This is a genomic window from Glycomyces terrestris, assembly GCF_003933745.1.
GTDB lineage: Bacteria > Actinomycetota > Actinomycetes > Mycobacteriales > Micromonosporaceae > Glycomyces > Glycomyces terrestris.
Window position 1 is genome coordinate 88,691 of the sequence record NZ_RSEB01000006.1, and the last position, 20,378, is coordinate 109,068.

Consider the following 20,378-nt stretch of genomic DNA (forward strand, 5'->3'; position numbering starts at 1 on the left):
GCTTCAGTACCCGTGCTCGGTGGTGTTCGCCAGCGGCTCGCCCGCGTCGAGGCGGCGGATCTGGTCGCCCACCAGCGGATAGACCCGCTCGATGAAGCCCTCGACGGCGCCGCCGACGTGCGGGGTGATGAGCGCGCCCTCCAGGCCCCACAGCTCATGGTCGGCCGGGAGCGGCTCGGGCTCGGTCACGTCGAGCGCGCACCGCAGGCGCCCGGCGGCGACCTCCCGGGTGAGCGCCTCGGTGTCGACCACGCGCCCGCGGGCGGCGTTGACCAGGAGCGCGCCGTCCTTCATGCGGGCCAGGAACGCCGCGTCCACCAGTCGTTCCGTCTCCGGCGTCAGCGGCACGATGATCACCACGACGTCGGCCTTCGGCAGCAGGTCGGGCAGGTCGTCGAGGGTGTGCACGCCGGGCCGCGCGGTGCGGGCGATCTTGAGGACCTCAGTGCGGCTCGCCGCGAACCGGCGGGCCACGGACTCGCCGATCGACCCGGCGCCGACGATGAGCGCGGTCGCCCCGGTCAGCGTGGTCGTGCGCGCCGGCGCCCACTCGCGGGCCGACTGGCGCCGCGCGAACGCGTCGAACCGCCGGATCGAGGCGAGGGTCGCCGTCTGGATCCACTCGGCGGTCGCTTCGGTGTGCGCGCCCTTGTTGTCGCACAAGGCGATCCCCTCGGGCACGTGCGGCACCCACTGCTCGGCGCCGGCGCTGAGCAGCTGCACCGCCCGCAGCCCCGGCAGCTCCGCGAACACCCGCTCAGGCGGCACCCCGCCGGGCGGGACCAGCAGCTCGACGCCCGCGGGGTCCGACGGGTACGCGCCGCCCTCGTAGATCTCGACGTCGACGCCGTCGGGCAGGGGACCGAGGTGGGCGAGCCCGTCCTCATGGGGGATCCAGACCTTCATGCGGCCATCCTAGAACCTGCGAAGCACCCGCCCACCCGGCCGACCGGTAAGTCCGAGGGCTGGTCACGTTCGTGCCGCCGCGCTGGAGCTGACCGCCCGCGGTCGCCGGCCGGTTCGATGGACTGGGCCCGCGAAGCGCTCGCCCCGGTCGACCGGTAGGCCCGAGGGCCGGTCACGTCGGCGCCGCCTCCCTGGAGCTGGCCGCCCGCAGTCACCGGCCCGTTCGGTGGCCTGGCCCCGCGAAGTGCTCGCCCCGCGGCCGACGGGTAAGTCCGAGGGGCGGTCACGTCCGTGCCGTCCGCCGGGAGCTGATTGCCCGCGGCCGCCGGGCGGTTCGGTCCGTGCCGTCGCCCTGGAGCTGACCGCCCGCGGCCGCCGGCCCGTTCGGTAGCCTGGACCCGAACGGGCGGAAGGGGAACGCAGTGGTCACGGTCGTCGAAGTGCCGGAATGGCGCGGGTCCGGGTCGCCCGAGGCGCGCCGGCTCGCCGAAGGCGCCACTCGCCTCGCCGCGATGGTCCCCGCCGACCGCCGCCTCCGCGTCGAACCCGGCGCGACCCTCGCCGACACGGCCGCGGCCGTGCGCGACGCCCTGCCCGCGGACGACTTCACCTGCGTCGTCGGCGGCGACTGCGGGATCGAACTCGCCCCGGTCCAGGCCGCCCTCGAACGCCACGGCGACCGCCTCGCCGTCGTCTGGTTCGACGCCCACCCCGACATGAACACCCCTGAGACCTCGCCCTCCGGCGCGTTCCACGGCATGATCCTCCGTGCGCTGCAAGGCGAAGGCCCCGCGGGCCTCACCGCCGCGCCCGCGCTGCGCCCCGCGCAGGTCGCGCTCGCCGGCGCCCGCTCGATCGACCCCGGCGAAGCCGAGCACATCGCCCGCCACGGCATCGGCGGACCGGAGACCGTGCCCGCCGACGCGGTCGTGTACGTCCACGTCGACCTCGACGTCCTCGACGGCATCGCCTCGGTCTGCTACCCCGAGCCCGGCGGCCTCGGCGAGCAGGAGCTCCTCGACGCCGTCGCCGCGCTCGCGGCCGCGCACGAGATCGCCGGGATCGGCATCACCGAGTACGCCCCCGCCGACCCCGCCGACGAGGCGATGCTGCGCCGCCTCGTCCCCGCGCTCGTGCGCGCCTGCGCCGGCTGAGTCAGCAGGTGTCGTTGCCCGTGTAGACGTACGAGAGCGTGATCGGCGCGTCCTCGCTCTGCTGCGAGCCGCCGTCGGGCGACTGGGCGGTCACGTCGCAGTTCTTCGGCCCCGACCCCTGCTCGCGCGGGATGCCCGAGACCGACACGTTCGTGAACCCGGCCTCCGCCAGCATCGCCTTCGCGTCTGCGAGCGACTCGCCGACCACGTCGGGGACGGCCGCGGTCGTCGCCACCGGCGTCGCCGAGTGCGTCGGCACGTCGCCCGCCGGGGTGGCCGACGCCTCGGGCGACGGCGAGGCCGCCTCGCTCGACTCCTCGGCGGGCTCGGCCGAGCCCGCGACGGCGGGCTCGTCGCTCGCGTCCGGTTCGGCCGCTTCGGAAGTCGCCTCCGCCACCTCCGACGCGCCGGCCCCGCCGGGCAGGGTCGGGGTCTCGGCCGCGGCGTCGACGTCCCGCACGTCCGGCTCGTCCCGGTTGAGCAGCGCGACGCCGGCGAACGACAGCACCGCGAGGACCACGACCATCATCGTCACGAGCACTTCGGGACTCGGCCGCATCCGGGGGACCAGCGGCGCGGACGCGTCCTCGGCCGCCTCGCCGGTGTCGAGCCGCGCGAGGCCCGCCAGCGCCGCGCCCTCGGCGATCACCAGCTCCGGCAAGTCGGGCAGCACCGGGACGACCCCGAAGTGGTGCCCCACGGCGGCGACGATGAGCGGCGTCCGGCTCGCCCCGCCCACCAGGAGCAGCGCCGCGATATGCGCGGCCTCGATCCCCGAGTCGCGCATGGCGTCCTCGATGAGGCTGACCGTGCGCAGCGCCGCCGGGGTCAGGCACTGGTCGGCGTCCTCGCGCGTCAGCCGCAGCTCCCGGTCGAGCCCGGGGAGCCCCACGGTCGCCGACGGATGGTCGGACAGGCGCTCGCGCGCCCGCCGCACCTCGTCGAGCACGCCCGCCCGCAGCGCGGTCTCGGCCGGGTTCTGCACCCGCGCAAGGTATTCCGGGTCGGTGCGCCGCAGCCGCTCGGCGAGGTGGTCGAGCAGCAGCCGGTCGAAGGCGCGCCCGCCGATGTCGTCGTCGGTCTTCGCCGACTCCACCTGGTACCGCTCGCCCTCGCGACGCACCACGGCCACATGGCAGGAGGCGGCCCCGATGTTGCAGACCACCAGCGGCGCACCGGCTTCGAGCCCGCACCCTTGCAGGGCCGCGTAGTGCCGGGCCGCCGCCTCCGGCTCGGACACCAGGAACGCGGCGTCGAACCCGGCGTTCGCCGCCGCCTCGGCGTGCGCGCGCCGCCGCGTCGGACTCCACGTGGCGGGAACGGCGAGACCGATGACCGCGGACGAGTCCGCCGACACCGGTCTGTTTCCATCGTGGACGAGATCAGTCGGCCCCTGGCTCACTTCCCGGGGCTCGGATGGGCCGCCTTCACGACGGGTGGACACGGTCGTGGTCGCGGAGCCGAGGTCGACGCCGACGGCGACCGCTCGCGGGGAGGGATGCATGACCGCGAGTCTATGGCGTGAATACGAAGCGGTTCAAGGAATCTGAGAATCCGACGCCGAAGATCCGGCCGCATCCGGCCCGCCCGCCACTCCCGCCACACCCGCCCGAAAAGACCCGTTTCGGCGAAGCCTTGACATTGACACAGTGACAAGGTGTTTCCTTGGTCCCGGAGGTGCTTCACATGACCACGGCACACACGGACCCGCAGCTCACCGCTCTCACCGCGGCGCTGCGCGCCCCGAAGTCGTCCACGCGGCTCAAGGCCGCCCTCGCGGCCGGGACCGACCCCGAACCGGGCGTCGTCGACGAACTCATCGCCCGGTGCGCGACCGAGCCCGACTTCTACGTGCGCGACATGCTCACCTGGGCGCTCACCCGCTTCCCCGCCGAGACCACGGTGCCGAAGCTGCTCGACCAGCTCGCCTCACCGCACGACCAGGCCCGCAGCCAGGCCCTGCACACCCTGTCCAAGATCGGGGACCCGGCCGCCTGGCCCGCCGTCACGCGCGACCTCCTGCGCGACCCGAACGACGAGGTCGCCCGCGCCGCCTGGCGCGCCGCCGCCGCCCTCGTCCCCGACGGGCAGGAACGCGCCCTCGCCGCCGAACTGGCCGCCCAGTTCGGCCGCGGCGACCGCGACGTGAAGGCCAGCCTCAGCCGCGTGCTCGTCGCCCTCGGCGAAGCCGCCGAACCCGCGATCCGCGACGCCATGGGCAGCGGCGACCCGCTCGTCGCCGCCCACGCGGCCGCCACCGAACGGCTCCTGCGCGACCCTGACGCCGCGTTCGAGCTCCACATCGACGCCGCCAAGCGCGCCTTCGCCCTCGGCGGGAAGGAACCCGATGCTCATCGGTGAGGTCGCGCGCCGCTCCGGCGTCAGCACCAGGATGCTCAGGCACTACGACACCCTCGGACTGGTGCGGCCCACCGGCCGCACCGTCGGGGGCTACCGCGAATACTCCGACGAGGACATCCGCCGGATCTTCCACGTCGAGAGCCTGCGCACCCTGGGGCTGTCGCTGCGCCAGATCGGCCGCGTCCTCGACGACCCCGAGTTCGCGCCCGCCGCGCTCATCGGCGACCTCATCGCCGCCGCCGAGCGCCGCCTCGACCGCGAACGCGAACTCCTCAAGCGCCTCAAGGCCGTCGACGCCACCGACCCGACCGGCTGGGAGGACGTGCTGCGCATCGTCGAACTCCTCCACGGCCTCGCCTCGCCCGACGCCGCCCGCCGCCAGCAGGCCGTCCTCGCCCCCGCCGCCGAAGTCCCCGGACCGACGCTGGCCGAGGCGGTCCTCGCCGAATCCGACCTCAACGTCGCCGGCGCCCTGCGCTGGGCCCTCGCCCGCTCCGACCACGACGCCGCCGCGAGCCTCGCCCCCGGCCTCGCCTCCACCGACGTCGCCGTCCGCCGCCGCGCCGTGCTCGCCCTCGCCGAGATCCCCGGCGACGACGCCACCGCGGCGCTCACCGGCGCCCTCACCGACCCCGACGCCGCCGTCAGCAGACACGCCGCCCTCACCCTCGGCTCCCGCGGCGAACCCGGAGCGGTGCCCGTCCTCGTGCGCATGGTCGTCGAAGGCGCGAACGACGTGGAGGCCGCCGAAGTGCTCGGCGCGCTGGCCGCCGATCCCGTTCAGGCCCAACGCATTGAGGAGGCTCTGACCGGCGGGCTCGAATCGTCCGACGCGAAGGTCGAGGTCCGAATGCGCCTCGTCCAGGCCCTCGCCGAACTCCCACCCGCCCTCGCCGCACGACTCCTCCGCCAGGCAGCGAACGACCCCGACCCGACCGTCGCCCGTACGGCGAGGGCCCTTGCGGATCTGCTCAATCCGCCGGGCGCGTGAGCCGAGCGTGGCCTGTAGGGCGAGGGTCGTCGCGTCGCGTGTAGAGCGATGGCCCTGGCGGACTTGCTTGACCCGCCCGGTGCGTGAGCCGAGCGTCGCCTTCAGGGCGATGGCCCTCGCGCTCCTGCTCGATCCTCCGTGCGTCGCCCGTGCGGCGATGGCCGTCGCGGACCTGCTTGGCCCGCCCGGCGTGTGAGTCGAGTGCCGCCCGTGCGGCGATGGCCCCCGTGTCGCCGACCGGGTCGGGTCACTCTTCCAGCGCGTCCAGTGCCGACAGGCCGACTACGGCCGCGCGGCGCATCGCCGCGGTCGTCTCGGCCGCCGAGTCGCCGTCCTGGAGACTTGCGATGGCTGCCGCGCTCACGGCGCCCACCACCGCGCCCACGATGCTCGGCGCCGTCGTGCGGTCGAGCACCTCTGGGTACGCCTCGCGCAGCGCCTCCGCGATGCGCGCCTGCGCGTTGAACGCCGCGTGCAGGATCCGCGCCTGCACCGTGGGGGAGTCGGCGATCAGGCGGGCGCGCAGCGCCGCCATCCCGCTCGGGAGGTCGCGGGCCGCCGTGTCGTCGATCATCGCCGTCAGCGACCTGGCGAGGACCTCCCGCAGCGGCGCCCCCGGCTCGCGCTCCTCGATCACCCGCAGCGCCAGGTCGAGCCGGGCCCGGCCGTCGCTGATGAGCACGTCCTCCTTGGTCGGGAAGTGCAGGAAGAACGTCCGCTTGCTGACGTCGGCCGCCTCGGCGATGTCGGCCACGCCGGTCGCCTCGTAACCGCGCTCGGCGAACAGCCGCGCGGCCGTCTCGATCAAGGTCCGCCTGGTCTGCTGTTTCTTGCGCTCGCGGCGCCCCGTCTCCTCCGGCACCCGGTCAGCATAGTGCAGCCTGGATATCAATGCACCCGGTATACTTATTTACCAAGTGCATTGTTATCCTCGTTTCACCTCCAACGACAAGACAGGAGACCAGCGATGAACGACCTCCAGGGCCGCACGGTCCTCGTCACCGGCGCCGGCCGGGGCATCGGCCGCGCCGAAGCCCTCCACCTCGCCTCCCTCGGCGCGAACGTGGTCGTCAACGACCCCGGCGTGGACATCGACGGCGACGGCGGCGACGCGCGCGTGGCCGAAGCCGTCGCCGCGGAGATCCGCGACCGCGGCGGCCGCGCCGTCGCCGACACCGGCAGCGTCACCGACTGGGCCGCCGCCGAGCGCATGGTCGCGCTGGCCGTCGCCGAGTTCGGCGACCTCCACGCCGTCGTCAACAACGCCGCCACGGAGGTCAACAAGGGACTCGAACGCCTCACCGAGGCCGAGTTCGACGGCGTCGTGGCCGTGAAGCTCAAGGGCGCCTTCGCGGTCAGTCACTGGGCCGCCGTCCACTGGCGCCGCCGCCACGACGCCGGCGACCGGACCGACCGCGCGATCGTGAACACCGCCTCCGGCTCCGGGCTCTACAACCCGCTGCCGACCCAGTCGAACTACGCCGCGGCCAACGCCGCCGTCGCCGCCATGACCACCGTGCACGCCCTCGAACTGGGCCGCCTGGGCGCGCGCGTCAACTGCGTCGTCCCCTCGATGATCCGCACCCGCCTCACCCTCGGCGTCCCCGGCATGGACGACGCCCCGCCCGCCGACGGCCCCGACGCGAAGGACCCGGCCGTCGTCGCCCCGCTCGTGTCCTACCTGGTCGGTCCACACTGCACGCTCACCGGGCAGGTCCTGTCCGTGCGGGGCGGGGCGATCACCGCGCTGCGCGGCTGGGAGCTCGGCGAGGGGATCGAGCGGGACGGCGCCGACTGGACCCAGGCGGACCTGGCGGCGCGGCTCGGGGCCCTGCCGTGGCAGGACCCCTTCGACCGTCTCGCCGCCTCGCTCGGCGCCGCCCTCGGAACCCAAGGGCGGCAAGCACTCGAAGCGATGATCAGCGCCCAGCTCGACCGGGCCTGACCTCCGTCACGCCGGGACCCGCTCGCGGGTCTCGGCGCCGTCCGCCTCCGGCTGCGCGGTCTCGGCGCTCGCGGCGCGGTAGCGCTCGCTCAGCTGCCGGTACTGCGGGGCGAGCATCGCGACCACGGCCAGCGCCGCCGTGAAGACCCCGCCGAGGAGGAGCAGCAGCGCGATGCCGCGGCTGTCGCCGGTGCCCAGCAGCCACTCCCACTGCCGCTGCCCGGCGTCGGTGCGCATGTAGGGGATGACCAGCAGCTCGGCCAGCGGCGCGATGAACAGCGCCGTGATCGGCGCGGCTGCGGCCTCGAAGGTCATCGCGAAGCCGAACACGCGGCCCTGCTTCTCGAACGGCACCACGCGCTGGATCACGGTCTGCTCGGCGGCCTCGGCGGCGGGGATGAGCGCCATGAACAGCCACACGCCGGCGATGTAGAGCCAGGCCCATTCGCGGAGCGTGGAGACCGCGCCGGCCGCGCCGAGGACGACGACCACGATCAGGATGGTGCGGATCGGGTTCTTGCCGACGCCCTTCTTCGCGACGACCGCGCCGCCGGCGATGAAACCGGTGGAGGCCACCGCGAACCAGAAGCCCCAGCCCTGCACGCCGAACATGTCGATCCCGTACGGGTCCATGACCGCCATGGCGACCCCGCCGAACAGGTTGTTCAGCGACGTGAACAGCACCAGCGCCAGCAGCCCGGGGACGGCCCGCACGGCCAGCCAGCCGCCGCGCACGTCGACCCACGCCTCGACCGGCCCGGTCCGCTCCTCGCGCTCCTCGGGGATCGCCAGCGGCGCCAGGTGGACGAGGGTCAGCGCGAGCGCGGCGATGCCGATGACGAGGGTCCAGCCCATGCCGAGGAATCCGACGGACAGGCCGCTGAGGACGCTCGTCACGAGCATGGCCACGCCCTGGACGGCACCGACCATGCCGTTCGCGTTCGCATGGCGCTCTTGGGGGACGAGGAGGGTGACCGTGGTCGACAGCGCGATGCCGCGCAGTTGCTCGACCACCGCGCCGGCGAGCATCACCACGGCGAAGATCCAGAACCACGGCGCGCCGAGGTCTTTGACGGCGTCCTGGCCGACCGCGAAGAAGAACAGGGCGTCGAGCACGAAGACCCCGAGCGCGGCGACCGTGGCCCACAGCATCACGGCCTTCTTGCGGAACCGGTCGACCAGCGTCCCGAAGAACATCCCGAACAGCGCCAGGAACAGCATGTAGGACGCGCCGATCACGCCGGTGGCGATCACGTTGCGCGTCTCGACGTAGATCCAGAACGTCAGCGCGAACCACAGGAAGCTCGTGGTGACGTTGGCGACCGCGGTGTTCACAAGCACGTGCAGGAACGTCCGGAACCCGTGCTCGGGCACGGCCCGCGGCTCCGGGGCGGGGGACTGCGTTGAGGTCGGCGCCTCGCTCATCTCAGGGTCCTTTCGGCAGGTCCGGTTCTCGGTGGAACCGCGTTCTCCAGCTAAGACCGGGCCCGGCCCCCGAATTCATCGGTCGCCGCCGGGGAAGGGCCGCCGGGTCGCCGCCACTGCGTCCCCGCTCGCCGCCGCTGACCGCCGCCCGGAGAGCTGGCCGCCCGCCGGCTGCTCCGCAGCCCGCCGCGGCTGCTCGCTATCGCTTGCCGTCCTTGGCCGCCGCTCCGGCGGAGGGGCCGCTGGGTGGCCGCCCCGCCTCGCCATCGCTCGCTGCGGGAAGGGCCGCTGGGTCGCCGCCCCGAAGCCCGCCGCTGCATGCCGAACCTTGGTCGCCTGGGATCCGGCCCGCCGCCACTCTTCCACCGTACGCTGCCGGTTCGGTGCCGAGGTCGAGGCCGATTCAGTGATATGTGATATGTGATATGTTACTGCGAACCGGCGCCCCGAGCGTCGGCCAGACGGCTCCCACGGCGGCCCGCCCCCGGGCCCGCGGAGCGGTCGATCGGCGCGAACAACCGAAAAGGAAATCCCCCATGCTGAAGAAGCTCACGCGCGCACCGGCGGTCCTCGTCGCCGCGGCGCTGCTCCTCACCGGCTGCAACGGCCAGAACGACGCCGGCGGCGCGGCCGGCGACGACCCGGTCTCCGGCGGGACCATGCGCATGCTCCAGAACGCCGACTTCTCCTACCTCGACCCGGCCCGGGGCTGGGACGGCGGCGTCAACGCCTTCTACCGCCTCGTCTACCGCGGCCTCACCATGCAGGCCGCCGGCGACGCCGAGGACCCGAACGCGATCGTCCCCGACCTGGCCGAGAGCCTCGGCACCGCCTCAGAGGACGGTCTCACCTGGACCTACACCCTCAAGGACGGCCTGAAGTTCGACAACGGCGACCCCATCACCTCCGCCGAACTCGAATTCGGCATCTCGCGCGCCTGGGACCCGGAGATCGGCATCGGCTCCCCGTGGCTGCGCAACACGATCGAGGCCCCCGCCGACTACGCCGGCCCCTACCAGTCCGGCGACCACCCCGGGATCGAGACGCCCGACGAGAAGACCATCGTCTTCCACCTCATCGCGCCCTTCCCCGAGTTCGACTCCGTGCTCGCGCAGCCGAACGCGGTGCCCTTCCCGGTCGGCTCCGGCGCCGGCGACGAGTTCATCAACGACATCATCGCCTCCGGCCCCTACACGCTCGAGACCTACACGCCCGGCAGCCTCATCAAGCTGGTGCGCAACGAGCACTGGGACCCCGACACCGACGACGTGCGCAAGGCCTACCCCGACGCGTGGGAGTTCGAGATCGGCCTCGACGGCGCCACCATCGACGAGCGCCTCATGGCCGGCCAGGGCGCCGACGCCAACGCGATCTCCGGGCGCGTCCAGCCCGCCACCCTGGCCCGGCTCCAAGCGCCCGACCTGGCCGAGCGGGTCGAGACCGCCGACGCCTACTGCACCACCTACATGGGCATGAACACCACCAAGGCCCCGTTCGACAAGGTCGAGGTGCGGCAGGCGATGAACTACGCCATCGACCGCGCCTCCCTCCAGACGGCCTCCGGCGGCAGCCAGCTCGCCGACCCCGCCACCACCATCACCCCGCCGTCCGTCAACGGCCACAAGGACTTCGACCTCTACCCGAGCGAAGGCAACGCCGGCGACCCCGAGAAGGCCCTGGAGCTCCTCGCGTCCGTCGGCCTCCAGGACGGCTTCTCGTTCACCCTCGACATCCGCTCGCAGCCGACCATGCAGGCGCAGGCCGAGTCCATCCAGCAGGCGCTCGCGAAGATCAACGTCGAGGTCGAGCTGAACGTCATCGACACCTCCACGTACTACGAGACGATCGGCACGCCCTCGCAGCAGTCCGACGCGGCCATCACCGGCTGGTGCCCCGACTGGGCCTCCAGCGCGTCCACGATGGTCCCGCCGCTGGTCGACGGCCGCCTCATCACCGACAAGGGCAACAACAACCTCGCCCAGATCGACGACCCGGGCATCAACGCCCGCATCGACGAGATCAAGGCCATGACCGACCTCGACGCCGCGAACGTCGAGTGGGGCGAGTTCGACGAGGAGGTCATGGCGCTCGCGCCGATGGCCCCGCTGCTGTGGGAGAAGGGCGTGTTCCTGCCCGGCGAGAACGTCGCGAACTACATCCCGAACACCAGCATGACCGACCTGACGATCATCGGGCTCAAGGACCCGTCCGCGGGCTGACACCGATGACCTTCACTCCGACAGAACTCGAAGCTGAAGGCGCGGCGGGCGGCGAGCCGACCGGCGATCCCGCGTCGGCTCGCCCGCCCCGCTCCGGGCGGCGCCTCGCCCGCGCCTTCCTCCGCGACCGCGCCGCGGTCGCGTGCAGCGCCTACATCCTCGTCGTCGTCCTGATGGCCCTCGCCGCGCCGCTCCTGGTCGAGCTCAGCGGGCATGGCCCCCTGGAGTTCGACCAGGCCGCCGTCGACTCCGACCTCGGCGGCCTCCCCATCGGCTGGGGCGGCGGCATCGGCGCCGACCACTGGTTCGGCGTCGAACCCGGCAACGGCCGCGACATCTTCGCCCGGATCGTCTACGGCGCCAGGGTGTCCATGACGATCGCGCTCCTCGCCACCGCGCTCACCAGCGTCCTCGGCGTCGTCTTCGGACTCGTCGCCGGCTACTTCGGCGGACGCGTCGACATGGTGATCTCGCGCGTCATGGAGTTCCTGATGGCCTTCCCGGCCCTCATCTTCATGATCGCCGTCCTCTCGGCCCTCCCGGCCGAGAACCGCCAGGCCCTGCTGGTCGTCGTCATCTCCTTCTTCGGCTGGCCCTACCTGGCCCGGATCGTGCGCGGCCAGACCATGACGCTCAAGCAGCGCGAGTTCGTCGAGTCCGCGAAGGCGTCGGGCGCCTCCAGCGCCCAGATCATCTTCAAGGAGATCCTCCCCAACCTCTCCTCCACGATCATCGTCATGACCACCCTCGCGGTGCCCGGCTACGTCGGCACCGAGGCCGGACTGTCCTTTCTGGGCGTCGGCGTCGTCCCCCCGACGCCCTCCTGGGGCCAGATGATCGCCTCCTCCGTGCCCTGGTACGCCGTCGACCCCGCCTACTTCCTGTTCCCGGGCGCGTTCCTGTTCCTGCTCGTGCTCTCGTTCACCGTCCTCGGCGACCGCATCAAGAAGATCGCCGAATCCGGGGAGGCCCGCTCGTGATCCGCTTCCTCGTGAACCGCCTCCTCGGCATGGCCGTCGTCCTGCTCCTGGTGTGCCTGTTCACCTACGTGATCTTCTTCGTCCTCTCGCCCGATCCGGCCGTGCAGATCTGCGGCAAGAACTGCACCCCTGAGGCCATCGACCGCATCCGCGCCAACCTCGGCCTCGACGAGCCCTTCCGGACCCAGTTCTGGACGTTCCTCACCGGCCTGTTCGCCGGCCGCGCCTACGGGACGGGCGCCAACGCGATCGAATGCGCCGCACCGTGCCTCGGCTACTCCTTCCAGACCAGCCAGCCGGTCACCGACATGATCCTCCAGCGCCTCCCCGTCTCCGCCACCGTCGCCGTCGGCGCCGCCGTCCTATGGCTCCTCGCCGGGGTCGCCGCCGGACTCCTCAGCGCCGTCAAGGAAGGGCGGTTCGCCGACCGGTTCATCGCCGGCCTCACCCTCACCGGCATGTCCGTCCCCAACTACGTCCTGGCGCTCTCGCTCCAGTTCCTCCTCGTCGTCACCCTCGGCTGGCTCCCCTTCCCGCAGGCCGTCCCCTTCGCGGAGGACCCCGGGCAGTGGTTCCTCAACTTCCTCATGCCCTGGACCGTCCTCTCCATCGGCGCCGCGGCCGTCTACACCAGACTCACGCGCGCGAACGTCATCGAGACCCTCCAGGAGAACTACGTGCGCACCGCCCGCGCCAAAGGACTCAGCCCCGGCCTCGTCTGGCGCCGCCACGCCCTGCGCCCGGCCCTGACCCCCATCGTCACCATCTTCGGCATGGACTTCGCCGGCCTCCTCGGCGGCGCCCTCATCACCGAGACCGTGTTCGGCCTCAACGGCGTCGGCAAACTCGCCGCCGACTCCATCACCAAGAACGACCAGCCCGTCATCATGGGTGTCACGCTCCTCGCGGCGTTCCTCGTCGTCGTCGGCAACATGGTCGTCGACCTGCTGTACACCGCCATCGACCCGCGCGTGCGAGTGGGGAGCGCGACATGACCGACCAGCGACCGCTCCTGCGCGTCCGCGACCTCACCGTCGGCTTCACCACGGCCGCAGGACGAGTCGAGGTCGTCAAGCGCCTCGGCTTCGACCTCGCCCGCGGCGGCGCCCTCGGCATCGTCGGCGAGTCCGGCTCCGGGAAGTCCATGACCAGCCTCGCCATCATGGGCCTGCTCCCCAAGGGCGCCGAGCGCACCGGCTCCATCGAACTCGACGGCACCGAGCTCACCACCCTGCGCGAACGCCAGATGCAGGCCGTCCGCGGCGACCGCATCGCCATGGTCTTCCAGGACCCGCTGTCCTCGCTCAACCCGTACTACACCGTCGGCACCCAGATCGCCGAGGCCTACCGCGCGCACCGCACCGGCGTCACCCGCCGCCAGGCCCGCAAGGTCGCGATCGAGGCCATGGAACGCGTCCACATCAAGGACGCCGCCCGCCGCGTCGACCACTACCCGCACCAGTTCTCCGGCGGCATGCGCCAGCGCGTCATGATCGCCATGACCCTGAGCATGGAACCCGACCTCATCATCGCCGACGAGCCCACCACCGCCCTCGACGTCACCGTCCAGGCCCAGATCCTCGACCTCCTCGCCGAGATCCGCCGCGACACCGGCGCCGGCCTCATCCTCATCACCCACGACCTCGCCGTCGTCTCCGAAGTGGCCGACCACATCGTCGTCATGCGCGAAGGCGACCTCGTCGAACAGGGCACCGCCGAACAGGTCTTCAGCGACCCCCGGGCCGACTACACCCGCATGCTCCTCGACGCCGTCCCCCGCATCGACGACGAGATCGGCCTGCTCCGCACCACCGCGACCGAGGAGCCCCGATGACCGCACCCCTGCTCCGCGCCACCGGCCTCGTCAAGGAGTTCACCGTCCGCGGCACCGGCCTCCTCGGCCGCGCCGCCCGGTTCCGCGCCGTCGACGACGTCTCCCTCGACGTGCACGCCGGCGAGACCCTCGCCCTCGTCGGCGAGTCCGGCTCCGGCAAGTCCACCACCGCGCGCCTCATCGCCCGCCTCATCGACACCACCAGCGGCACCATCGAGTTCGCCGGCCGCGACGTCCACGCCCTCACCGGCAAGGACCTCCACGCCTACCGCGGCGACGTCCAGGTCGTCTTCCAGGACCCCTACTCCTCCCTGAACCCCAAGCACACCGTCGAGCGCATCGTCACCGCCCCGCTCGTCTACCAGAAGCGCCCGATTCCCGGCGGCGCCCGCGCCTTCACCCGGGAGCTCATGGAGCGCGTCGGCCTCGACCCCGACCACTCCGGCCGCTTCCCCGCCCAGTTCTCCGGCGGCCAGGCCCAGCGCATCGGCATCGCCCGCGCGCTGGCCGTCTCCCCGAAGCTCATCATCGCCGACGAGGCGGTCTCGGCCCTCGACGTCTCCGTGCAGGCCCAGGTGATCAACCTGCTGCGCCGCCTCCAGGACGAGGAGGGCTTCAGCTACCTGTTCATCGCCCACGACCTCGCCGTGGTGCGCCAGATCGCCCACCGCGTCGCCGTCATGAACGCCGGCCGCATCGTCGAGTCCGGCGACCGCGACCAGGTCTTCGGCGACCCGCAGGACCCCTACACCCGCAGGCTGCTCGCGGCCGTCCCGCGCATCCGGCCAGAATGGGACGCCGCGAGGCGCCGCAACGAGCGCGCCCGCCGAACCGTAGAGGAGGCCGCCCGATGAACACCGCCCCGAACCCGCTCACGTATTCGATGCCCGGCATGCGCGTCAGCGAGCGCCACGTGCGCGTCCCGCTCGACTGGGACGACCCCGCCCGCGGCGAGATCGAGGTGTTCGTGCGCGAACTGGTCGACCCCGACCGCCGCGACGCCGACCTCCCGCTCCTCACCTACCTCCAAGGCGGCCCCGGCGGCGCGAACCCGCGCCCCCTCAAGGCCGACGGCTGGATCGAGGAGGCCCTCGCCGACTACCGGATCGTCCTGGTCGACCAGCGCGGCACCGGCCGCAGCACCCCCGTCGACGCGCAGATCGTCGCCGCGCTCGGCGACGGCGAGGCCGGCGCCGACTACCTCGCCTGCTTCCGCGCCGACTCGATCGTGCGCGACCTCGAACACGTCCGCACCACCGTCTACAACGGACGGAAATGGACGACGCTGGCGCAGTCCTACGGCGGCTGGCTCACCCTCGCCTACCTCTCCCGCGCCCCCGAAGCCCTCAGCGCCGCATACGTGTGCGGCGGCATCCCCGGCCTCCCCATGAGCGCCGACGAGGTCTACCGCCGCACCTTCGACCGCGTCGCCGCCAAGACCGCCGAGTACTACCGCCGCTACCCCCAGGACGCCGCCCGCGTCGCCGCGATCGCCGACCACCTCGCCGCCGCGCCCGTACGCCTGCCCGACGGCGACCTCCTCACCGTCCGCCGCTTCCAGACCCTCGGCATCGACTTCGGCATGAAACCCGGCCTCGAACGCATGCACTGGCTCGTCGAACACGCCTTCGTCCAGCAGGGCCGCCTCTCCGAAGGCTTCCTCGCCGACGTCCTCGCCCGCACCTCCTCCGCCGCCAACCCCCTCTTCTGGACCCTCCAGGAGTCCATCTACGGCGACGGCCACAACGGTCCCACCGCCTGGGCCGCCCAGCGCGAACGCGACCGCCGCCCCGAGTTCGGCGAGGACCGCCGGCCCCTCCCGTTCACCGGCGAGATGGCCTTCCCCTGGATGTTCGACGAGATCCGGCTCCTGCGCGGCTTCAAACCCGCCGTCCACGCCCTCGCCGAACGCCGCGAATGGAGCCCCATCCTCGACCCGGACCGCCTGGCCGCCAACGAGGTCCCCCTCGCCGCCGCCGTCTACTTCGACGACATGTTCGTCGACGCCGGCCTGCAACTGGACACCCTCGACCGCATCGGCAACGCCCAGGCCTGGGTCACCAACGAGTTCGAACACGACGGCATCGGATCGGGCAGGGTCCTCACCCGCCTGCGCGACCTGGTCCGCGACCGAGGAGGAGAACGGCGATGACCGACACCCGCCCGCCCTACGCCGGCACCCGCTACCCGCGGCTCGCCGAGATCCCCGCGTTCACCGAGCACATCGCGACGGGCTGGAGCACCGCGCCCGTCCCCGCGACCCCCGTCCCCGGCGCGCCCGAGGCCGCCGCCGCCCACCGCGACCGCCTCTCCGAACGCCTGCCCGGCCAGGCGATCGTCGTCGCCTCCGGCACCGCCCGCGTCCGCAACGACGACAACGACTACCCCTTCCGCGCCGACAGCGACTTCACCTGGCTCACCGGCTGCCAGGTCGAAGGCGCCGTCCTCGTCATGACCCCGCGCCCCGGCGGCCACGACGCCCGCCTCTTCATGCCCCCGCCCTTCCGCCCCGGCGACACCGGCTTCTTCGCGAACGCCGCCCACGGCGAACTCTGGGTCGGCGCCTCCCCGGGCCTGCCCGAATGGTCCGACGCCCTCCAACTCCCCGTCGCACCCGCCGCCGACCTCACCGCGCCGCCCGGCGCCCTCACCACCGGCTCGGCCGGCGACGACCTCACCGCCCGGCACGGCCTCGAACCCTCTCCGCTCCTCGAACGCCACCTCGCCGCCCTGCGGATGATCAAGGACCCCTGGGAGATCGAGCAGCTGCGCGACGCCGTCGACGCCACCGTCGCGGGCTTCGCCGCCGTCGCCGCCGAGATCCCGCGCGCCGTCAGCCACGGCCTCGGCGAACGCTGGCTCCAAGGCACCTTCGACCGCCACGCCCGCACCTTCGGCAACGGCACCGGCTACACCACCATCGTCGGCTCCGGACCGCACGCCCCCACCCTCCACTGGGTCCGCTGCGACGGCCCCGTCCTCCCCGACGAGGTCCTCCTCCTCGACATGGGCGTCGAGGCCCGCAGCCTCTACACCGCCGACGTCACCCGCACCCTCCCCGCCTCCGGAACCTTCAGCGGCCCCCAGCGCGACGTCCACGACCTCGTCGAACGCGCCCACCGCGCCGGCCTCGCGCAGATCCGACCCGGCGTCCAGTACCTCGACTTCCACTACGCCGCAATGGAAGTCATCGCAACCGGCCTCCACGACTGGGGCCTGCTCCCCGTCTCCGTTGACGAAGCGCTCTCCCCGCACGGCCAGCACCACCGCCGCTACCTCGCCTGCGGCATCGGCCACCACCTCGGCCTCGACGTCCACGACTGCTCCGCAGCCGAGTACGAGGACTACATGGGCGCCGACCTCCAGCCCGGCGTCGTCATGACCGTCGAACCCGGCCTCTACTTCCACGCCAACGACCTCACCGTGCCGCCCGAACTGCGCGGCATCGGCGTGCGCCTCGAAGACGACGTCCTCGTCACCCCCACCGGCGCCGACGTCCTCTCCGCCGCCCTCCCGATCGACGCCGCCGGCATCGAGACCTGGACGAAGGCGCAGCAGTCGTGACCGCACCCCTGTTGCGGCCCTTCCCGCTCGGCGCCGTCCGCATCGACGGCGCGAGCGTCTTCGCCCGCGCCCGAGACGAACTCCTCCACCTCGCCCGCGCCTACCCCGTCGACCGCCTCCTCGCCGTCTTCCGCCGCAACGCCGGCCTCGACACGCGCGGGGCCCTCCCGCCCGGCAACTGGGAGGACTTCGGCCACCCCGACGAGGACGCCTGGGGCGAGCACGACTACCCCGGCCGCGAGCACGCCCGCACCGCCAACCTGCTGCGCGGCCACTACGCCGGCCACTTCCTCTCCATGCTCGCGCTCGCCGCCGCGGGCGAGGGCGACCCGGCGCTGCGCGCCAAAGTGGACGAACTCACGGCCGGCCTCGGCGAGGTCCGGGACGCGCTGGCCGCCACGGGCCGGTACTCGCACTACGGATTCCTCGCCGCGTACGGGGAGTGGCAGTTCTCGCGCCTGGAGGACTTCGCGCCGTACGGCGAGATCTGGGCCCCGTACTACACCTGCCACAAGCTGATGGCCGGTCTGCTCGACGCGTACGAGCTCGTCGGCAACGCGCAGGCGCTCGACCTCGCCAACGCCATGGGCCGCTGGGTCCACGGCCGCCTCGCGCGCCTCGAACCCGAACGGCGGCAGCGCATGTGGTCGCTGTACATCGCGGGGGAGTTCGGCGGGATGAACGAGACCCTGGCCCGGCTCAGCGCCGTCGTCGGAGAACCGCGCTTCCTGGAGACCGCGGCGTTCTTCGACCAGGACCACCTGCTCGACGCGGGGGCCTCCGGTGCCGACGTGCTCACCGACATGCACGCGAACCAGCATCTGCCGCAGCTCATCGGCTACGTGGACGAGTACGAGCTGACCGGCGAGCGCCGCTACCTCGACGCCGCGGCCGGCCTGTGGGACCAGATCGTGCCCGGGCGCGTGTACGCGCACGGCGGCACCGGCGAGAGCGAACTGTGGGGGCCGCCCGGCGTGGTCGCGGGCGACGTGGGGCACCGCAACGCCGAGACCTGCGCGAGCTACAACCTGCTCAAGCTGGCGCGGCGGCTGTTCGCGCACACGCGCGACGCGCGCTATATGACATATTACGAACGCACCCTGCTCAACCACATCCTCGGCTCCCGCCGCGCGGTCCGCTCCGACACCGGCCCCGAGGTCACCTACATGTTCCCGGTCCACCCGGGCGCGCGCCGCGAATACGACAACGTCGGCACCTGCTGCGGCGGCACCGGCCTCGAGAATCACGTCAAATACCAGGACACGGTCTTCTACCAAGGCCCCGGCGCGCTCTACGCCAACCTCCCCATTGACGCCGAACTCGACTGGACGGAGCCCGGCCTGCGCGTCACGCAGCGCTCCGGCTTCCCCCTCGGCGAATCGATCACCCTGCGATTCGACGCACTGCACAGTGCCACATCACATACCGCATCCGCCGAGGGTGCGACGAGCCCTGCGGGTGAGGTGGGCGCGCCGGCCGCCGAGGGCGGTTCCGCACCCACCGATTGCTCGGCCCCCGGTGCCGCACGGACAGTCCTTCTTCGCAAACCCGCTTGGACTGCAAAGGGAGTGACGCTCTCACTCAATGGCGAGCCCACCGGTGTTGAAGCGGTCGCGGGAGCGCCGGCCGCCGGGGCCGGTGCCGCGCTCACCGACCCTTCGGGGCTCGGTGCCGAGCGAACCGTGCACCTTCGCGTACCTGCTTGGGCCGCAGGGGGAGTGACGCTCTCACTGAACGGCAAGCCGGTCGGCGTCGAGGCGGTCGCGGGGGAGTACGCCTCGCTCACCCGCGTCTGGGAGCCCGGCGACGAGCTGGTCCTCACGGCTCCCGTCTCGCTGCGGGCCGAGCCCACGATCGACGACCCGCGCCAATGCGCCCTGTACCTCGGCGCGACGCTGCTGCTCGCCAGGTCGGAGGCCACCACCGCACTCGCCTTCGGGCTCAACGGCCGCCGCGCCTTCGACGGCAGCCTCATCACCGGCCGCACCGGCCCGCAGCTCCTCGCCGAACTCGCCCGCGAAGGCACTGTCGAACTCGACGGGACCGCGTTCGAACCCTGCTGGTCCGGCGAGCACACCCGCTACCACATGTACGTGCTCTCCGCCGACGCCGAGATCGCCTTCGGCGGCAACGGCACCGGGGTGCCGAACCGGCAGCGCGCCGACGGCTCCACCTTCCTCGACGAACTCTGGGCCCCGGGCTCCTTCCCCGACCGCGCGGCGTTCCTCCACCGCGTCGCGGCCGTCGCCGCCCGCGTGCGCGCCGAAGGACTCCTCGGCCGCGACGAACTCGCGACCGTCCTCACCGCCGCCGCGGCCTTCGACGGCGCGACCGGCGACCCGCGGCCCGTCGCCCCCGGCGACGTCCCGCCCGTCCCGGCGTTCGACGGCCCGGTCCCGCCGGCCGTCGCGATCGAGATCCTCGACCAGCCCGCCCCCTCGGGCTGGTACACCACCGCCCCGCGCATCCGCTTGCGCGGCTTCGACATCGACCGCCCCGACACCGCCGCGGACCTCGCGCTCGAACTGCGCGTCTCCGGCGGCGACTGGACGCCGTACACCCGGCCGGTCGCGATCACCGAGGAGGGCGTGCACCGCATCGAGGCCCGCGTGACCGGCCCCGACGGCCTCACCGGCACCGTCAGCCGCGAGATCAGCGTCGACACCGCGCCGCCGGTCTCGCGCGCCACCGTCAAGGAGCTCGGCGCGAGCGTCGAGATCACCCTCCACGCCGACGACGGCGTCTCCGGCGTTGAGCGCATCCAGTGGGAGGGCCCGGGCACGTTCTGGGGCACGTTCCAGGAGGCGTTCGTGCGCGCGATCGGCGACGAGCCCCAGGTCATCGAGTACGCCGCGACCGACCGCGCCGGCAATGAGGAGCCCCGGCGGCGCCTCGTGCTCCCCGGGAAGCGCGACCGTGCATGACCTCGGGAAACGGGCGCTGGGCGGTCCGCATCGGGTACGCTGCACGCCGGTGTGGAACACGCGTTCGCCACGTGA

16 protein-coding genes are annotated in these 20,378 nt (G+C 72.8%); 12 read left to right on the forward strand and 4 right to left on the reverse strand.

Features of this window, described 5'->3' with window-relative positions; translation table 11 throughout:
• Positions 1-3 precede the first annotated feature (3 nt).
• Positions 4-906, reverse strand: a complete 903-nt coding sequence (locus EIW28_RS20510; RefSeq protein WP_125249585.1) for a 2-hydroxyacid dehydrogenase — start codon at positions 904-906, stop codon at positions 4-6.
• 422 nt (positions 907-1,328) lie between these two features.
• On the opposite strand from EIW28_RS20510, the gene EIW28_RS20515 reads away from it, so the two are divergent.
• Positions 1,329-2,060: an arginase family protein gene (locus tag EIW28_RS20515; RefSeq protein WP_197717400.1), complete on the forward strand. Its 732-nt coding sequence runs from the start codon at positions 1,329-1,331 to the stop codon at positions 2,058-2,060.
• A gap of 1 nt (position 2,061) precedes the next feature.
• Here the strand turns inward: EIW28_RS20515 and EIW28_RS20520 are convergent, their stop codons facing one another.
• Positions 2,062-3,564 (reverse strand): Hsp70 family protein, encoded by a 1,503-nt coding sequence (locus EIW28_RS20520; protein ID WP_125249586.1) that lies wholly within the window; start codon positions 3,562-3,564, stop codon positions 2,062-2,064.
• Positions 3,565-3,746: 182 nt separating this feature from the next.
• On the opposite strand from EIW28_RS20520, the gene EIW28_RS20525 reads away from it, so the two are divergent.
• Positions 3,747-4,421 carry a HEAT repeat domain-containing protein gene (locus EIW28_RS20525; protein ID WP_125249587.1) on the forward strand — a complete coding sequence of 225 codons (675 nt, stop codon included), beginning with the start codon at positions 3,747-3,749 and terminating at the stop codon, positions 4,419-4,421.
• Positions 4,408-5,412, forward strand: coding sequence for a HEAT repeat domain-containing protein (locus EIW28_RS25495; RefSeq protein ID WP_125249588.1), 1,005 nt, complete (start codon positions 4,408-4,410; stop codon positions 5,410-5,412). The genes EIW28_RS20525 and EIW28_RS25495 overlap by 14 nt, the downstream gene beginning before the upstream one ends.
• A 247-nt stretch (positions 5,413-5,659) precedes the next feature.
• Here EIW28_RS25495 and EIW28_RS20535 read toward each other — a convergent pair whose 3' ends face one another.
• Entirely contained in the window at positions 5,660-6,274 is a 615-nt protein-coding gene (locus tag EIW28_RS20535) for a TetR/AcrR family transcriptional regulator (RefSeq protein ID WP_125249589.1), read from the reverse strand.
• Positions 6,275-6,379: 105 nt separating this feature from the next.
• Between EIW28_RS20535 and EIW28_RS20540 the strand changes: the two genes are divergently transcribed.
• Entirely contained in the window at positions 6,380-7,357 is a 978-nt protein-coding gene (locus EIW28_RS20540; protein ID WP_125249590.1) for an SDR family NAD(P)-dependent oxidoreductase, read from the forward strand.
• Between the two features lie 6 nt (positions 7,358-7,363).
• On the opposite strand, the gene EIW28_RS20545 is transcribed toward EIW28_RS20540, so the two are convergent.
• Entirely contained in the window at positions 7,364-8,782 is a 1,419-nt protein-coding gene (locus tag EIW28_RS20545; RefSeq protein ID WP_125249591.1) for an MFS transporter, read from the reverse strand.
• A gap of 536 nt (positions 8,783-9,318) precedes the next feature.
• On the opposite strand from EIW28_RS20545, the gene EIW28_RS20550 reads away from it, so the two are divergent.
• The 8 genes from EIW28_RS20550 to EIW28_RS24735 are packed head-to-tail and all read left to right on the forward strand — an operon-like array spanning position 9,319 to position 20,303.
• Positions 9,319-11,001, forward strand: coding sequence for an ABC transporter substrate-binding protein (locus EIW28_RS20550; RefSeq protein WP_125249592.1), 1,683 nt, complete (start codon positions 9,319-9,321; stop codon positions 10,999-11,001).
• Positions 11,002-11,006: 5 nt separating this feature from the next.
• Positions 11,007-11,981, forward strand: coding sequence for an ABC transporter permease (locus EIW28_RS20555; RefSeq protein WP_125249593.1), 975 nt, complete (start codon positions 11,007-11,009; stop codon positions 11,979-11,981).
• Positions 11,978-12,976: an ABC transporter permease gene (locus EIW28_RS20560; RefSeq protein WP_187350643.1), complete on the forward strand. Its 999-nt coding sequence runs from the start codon at positions 11,978-11,980 to the stop codon at positions 12,974-12,976. The genes EIW28_RS20555 and EIW28_RS20560 overlap by 4 nt, the downstream gene beginning before the upstream one ends.
• The gene (locus tag EIW28_RS20565; protein WP_125249594.1) at positions 12,973-13,815 is read left to right on the forward strand and encodes an ABC transporter ATP-binding protein; all 843 of its coding nucleotides are present in this window, start codon (positions 12,973-12,975) and stop codon (positions 13,813-13,815) included. The genes EIW28_RS20560 and EIW28_RS20565 overlap by 4 nt, the downstream gene beginning before the upstream one ends.
• On the forward strand, positions 13,812-14,669 hold the full coding sequence (locus EIW28_RS20570) for an ATP-binding cassette domain-containing protein (protein WP_125249595.1): 858 nt from the start codon (positions 13,812-13,814) through the stop codon (positions 14,667-14,669). The genes EIW28_RS20565 and EIW28_RS20570 overlap by 4 nt, the downstream gene beginning before the upstream one ends.
• Positions 14,666-15,967 (forward strand): alpha/beta fold hydrolase, encoded by a 1,302-nt coding sequence (locus tag EIW28_RS20575; protein WP_197717401.1) that lies wholly within the window; start codon positions 14,666-14,668, stop codon positions 15,965-15,967. The genes EIW28_RS20570 and EIW28_RS20575 overlap by 4 nt, the downstream gene beginning before the upstream one ends.
• Positions 15,964-17,379 (forward strand): aminopeptidase P family protein, encoded by a 1,416-nt coding sequence (locus EIW28_RS20580; protein WP_125249596.1) that lies wholly within the window; start codon positions 15,964-15,966, stop codon positions 17,377-17,379. The genes EIW28_RS20575 and EIW28_RS20580 overlap by 4 nt, the downstream gene beginning before the upstream one ends.
• Positions 17,376-20,303 carry a beta-L-arabinofuranosidase domain-containing protein gene (locus EIW28_RS24735; protein ID WP_125249597.1) on the forward strand — a complete coding sequence of 976 codons (2,928 nt, stop codon included), beginning with the start codon at positions 17,376-17,378 and terminating at the stop codon, positions 20,301-20,303. Before EIW28_RS20580 ends, EIW28_RS24735 begins: the two co-directional genes overlap by 4 nt.
• Positions 20,304-20,378 lie beyond the last annotated feature (75 nt).

Bases quoted from the DNA above. Each gene is read 5' to 3' on its own strand.
- EIW28_RS20510 (WP_125249585.1), bottom strand. From the start codon at position 906: ATGAAGGTCTGGATCCCCCATGAGGACGGGCTCGCCCACCTCGGTCCC.
- EIW28_RS20520 (WP_125249586.1), bottom strand. From the start codon at position 3,564: ATGCATCCCTCCCCGCGAGCGGTCGCCGTCGGCGTCGACCTCGGCTCC.
- EIW28_RS20525 (WP_125249587.1), top strand. From the start codon at position 3,747: ATGACCACGGCACACACGGACCCGCAGCTCACCGCTCTCACCGCGGCG.
- EIW28_RS25495 (WP_125249588.1), top strand. From the start codon at position 4,408: ATGCTCATCGGTGAGGTCGCGCGCCGCTCCGGCGTCAGCACCAGGATG.
- EIW28_RS20540 (WP_125249590.1), top strand. From the start codon at position 6,380: ATGAACGACCTCCAGGGCCGCACGGTCCTCGTCACCGGCGCCGGCCGG.
- EIW28_RS20545 (WP_125249591.1), bottom strand. From the start codon at position 8,782: ATGAGCGAGGCGCCGACCTCAACGCAGTCCCCCGCCCCGGAGCCGCGG.
- EIW28_RS20550 (WP_125249592.1), top strand. From the start codon at position 9,319: ATGCTGAAGAAGCTCACGCGCGCACCGGCGGTCCTCGTCGCCGCGGCG.
- EIW28_RS20555 (WP_125249593.1), top strand. From the start codon at position 11,007: ATGACCTTCACTCCGACAGAACTCGAAGCTGAAGGCGCGGCGGGCGGC.
- EIW28_RS20565 (WP_125249594.1), top strand. From the start codon at position 12,973: ATGACCGACCAGCGACCGCTCCTGCGCGTCCGCGACCTCACCGTCGGC.
- EIW28_RS20570 (WP_125249595.1), top strand. From the start codon at position 13,812: ATGACCGCACCCCTGCTCCGCGCCACCGGCCTCGTCAAGGAGTTCACC.
- EIW28_RS20575 (WP_197717401.1), top strand. From the start codon at position 14,666: ATGAACACCGCCCCGAACCCGCTCACGTATTCGATGCCCGGCATGCGC.
- EIW28_RS20580 (WP_125249596.1), top strand. From the start codon at position 15,964: ATGACCGACACCCGCCCGCCCTACGCCGGCACCCGCTACCCGCGGCTC.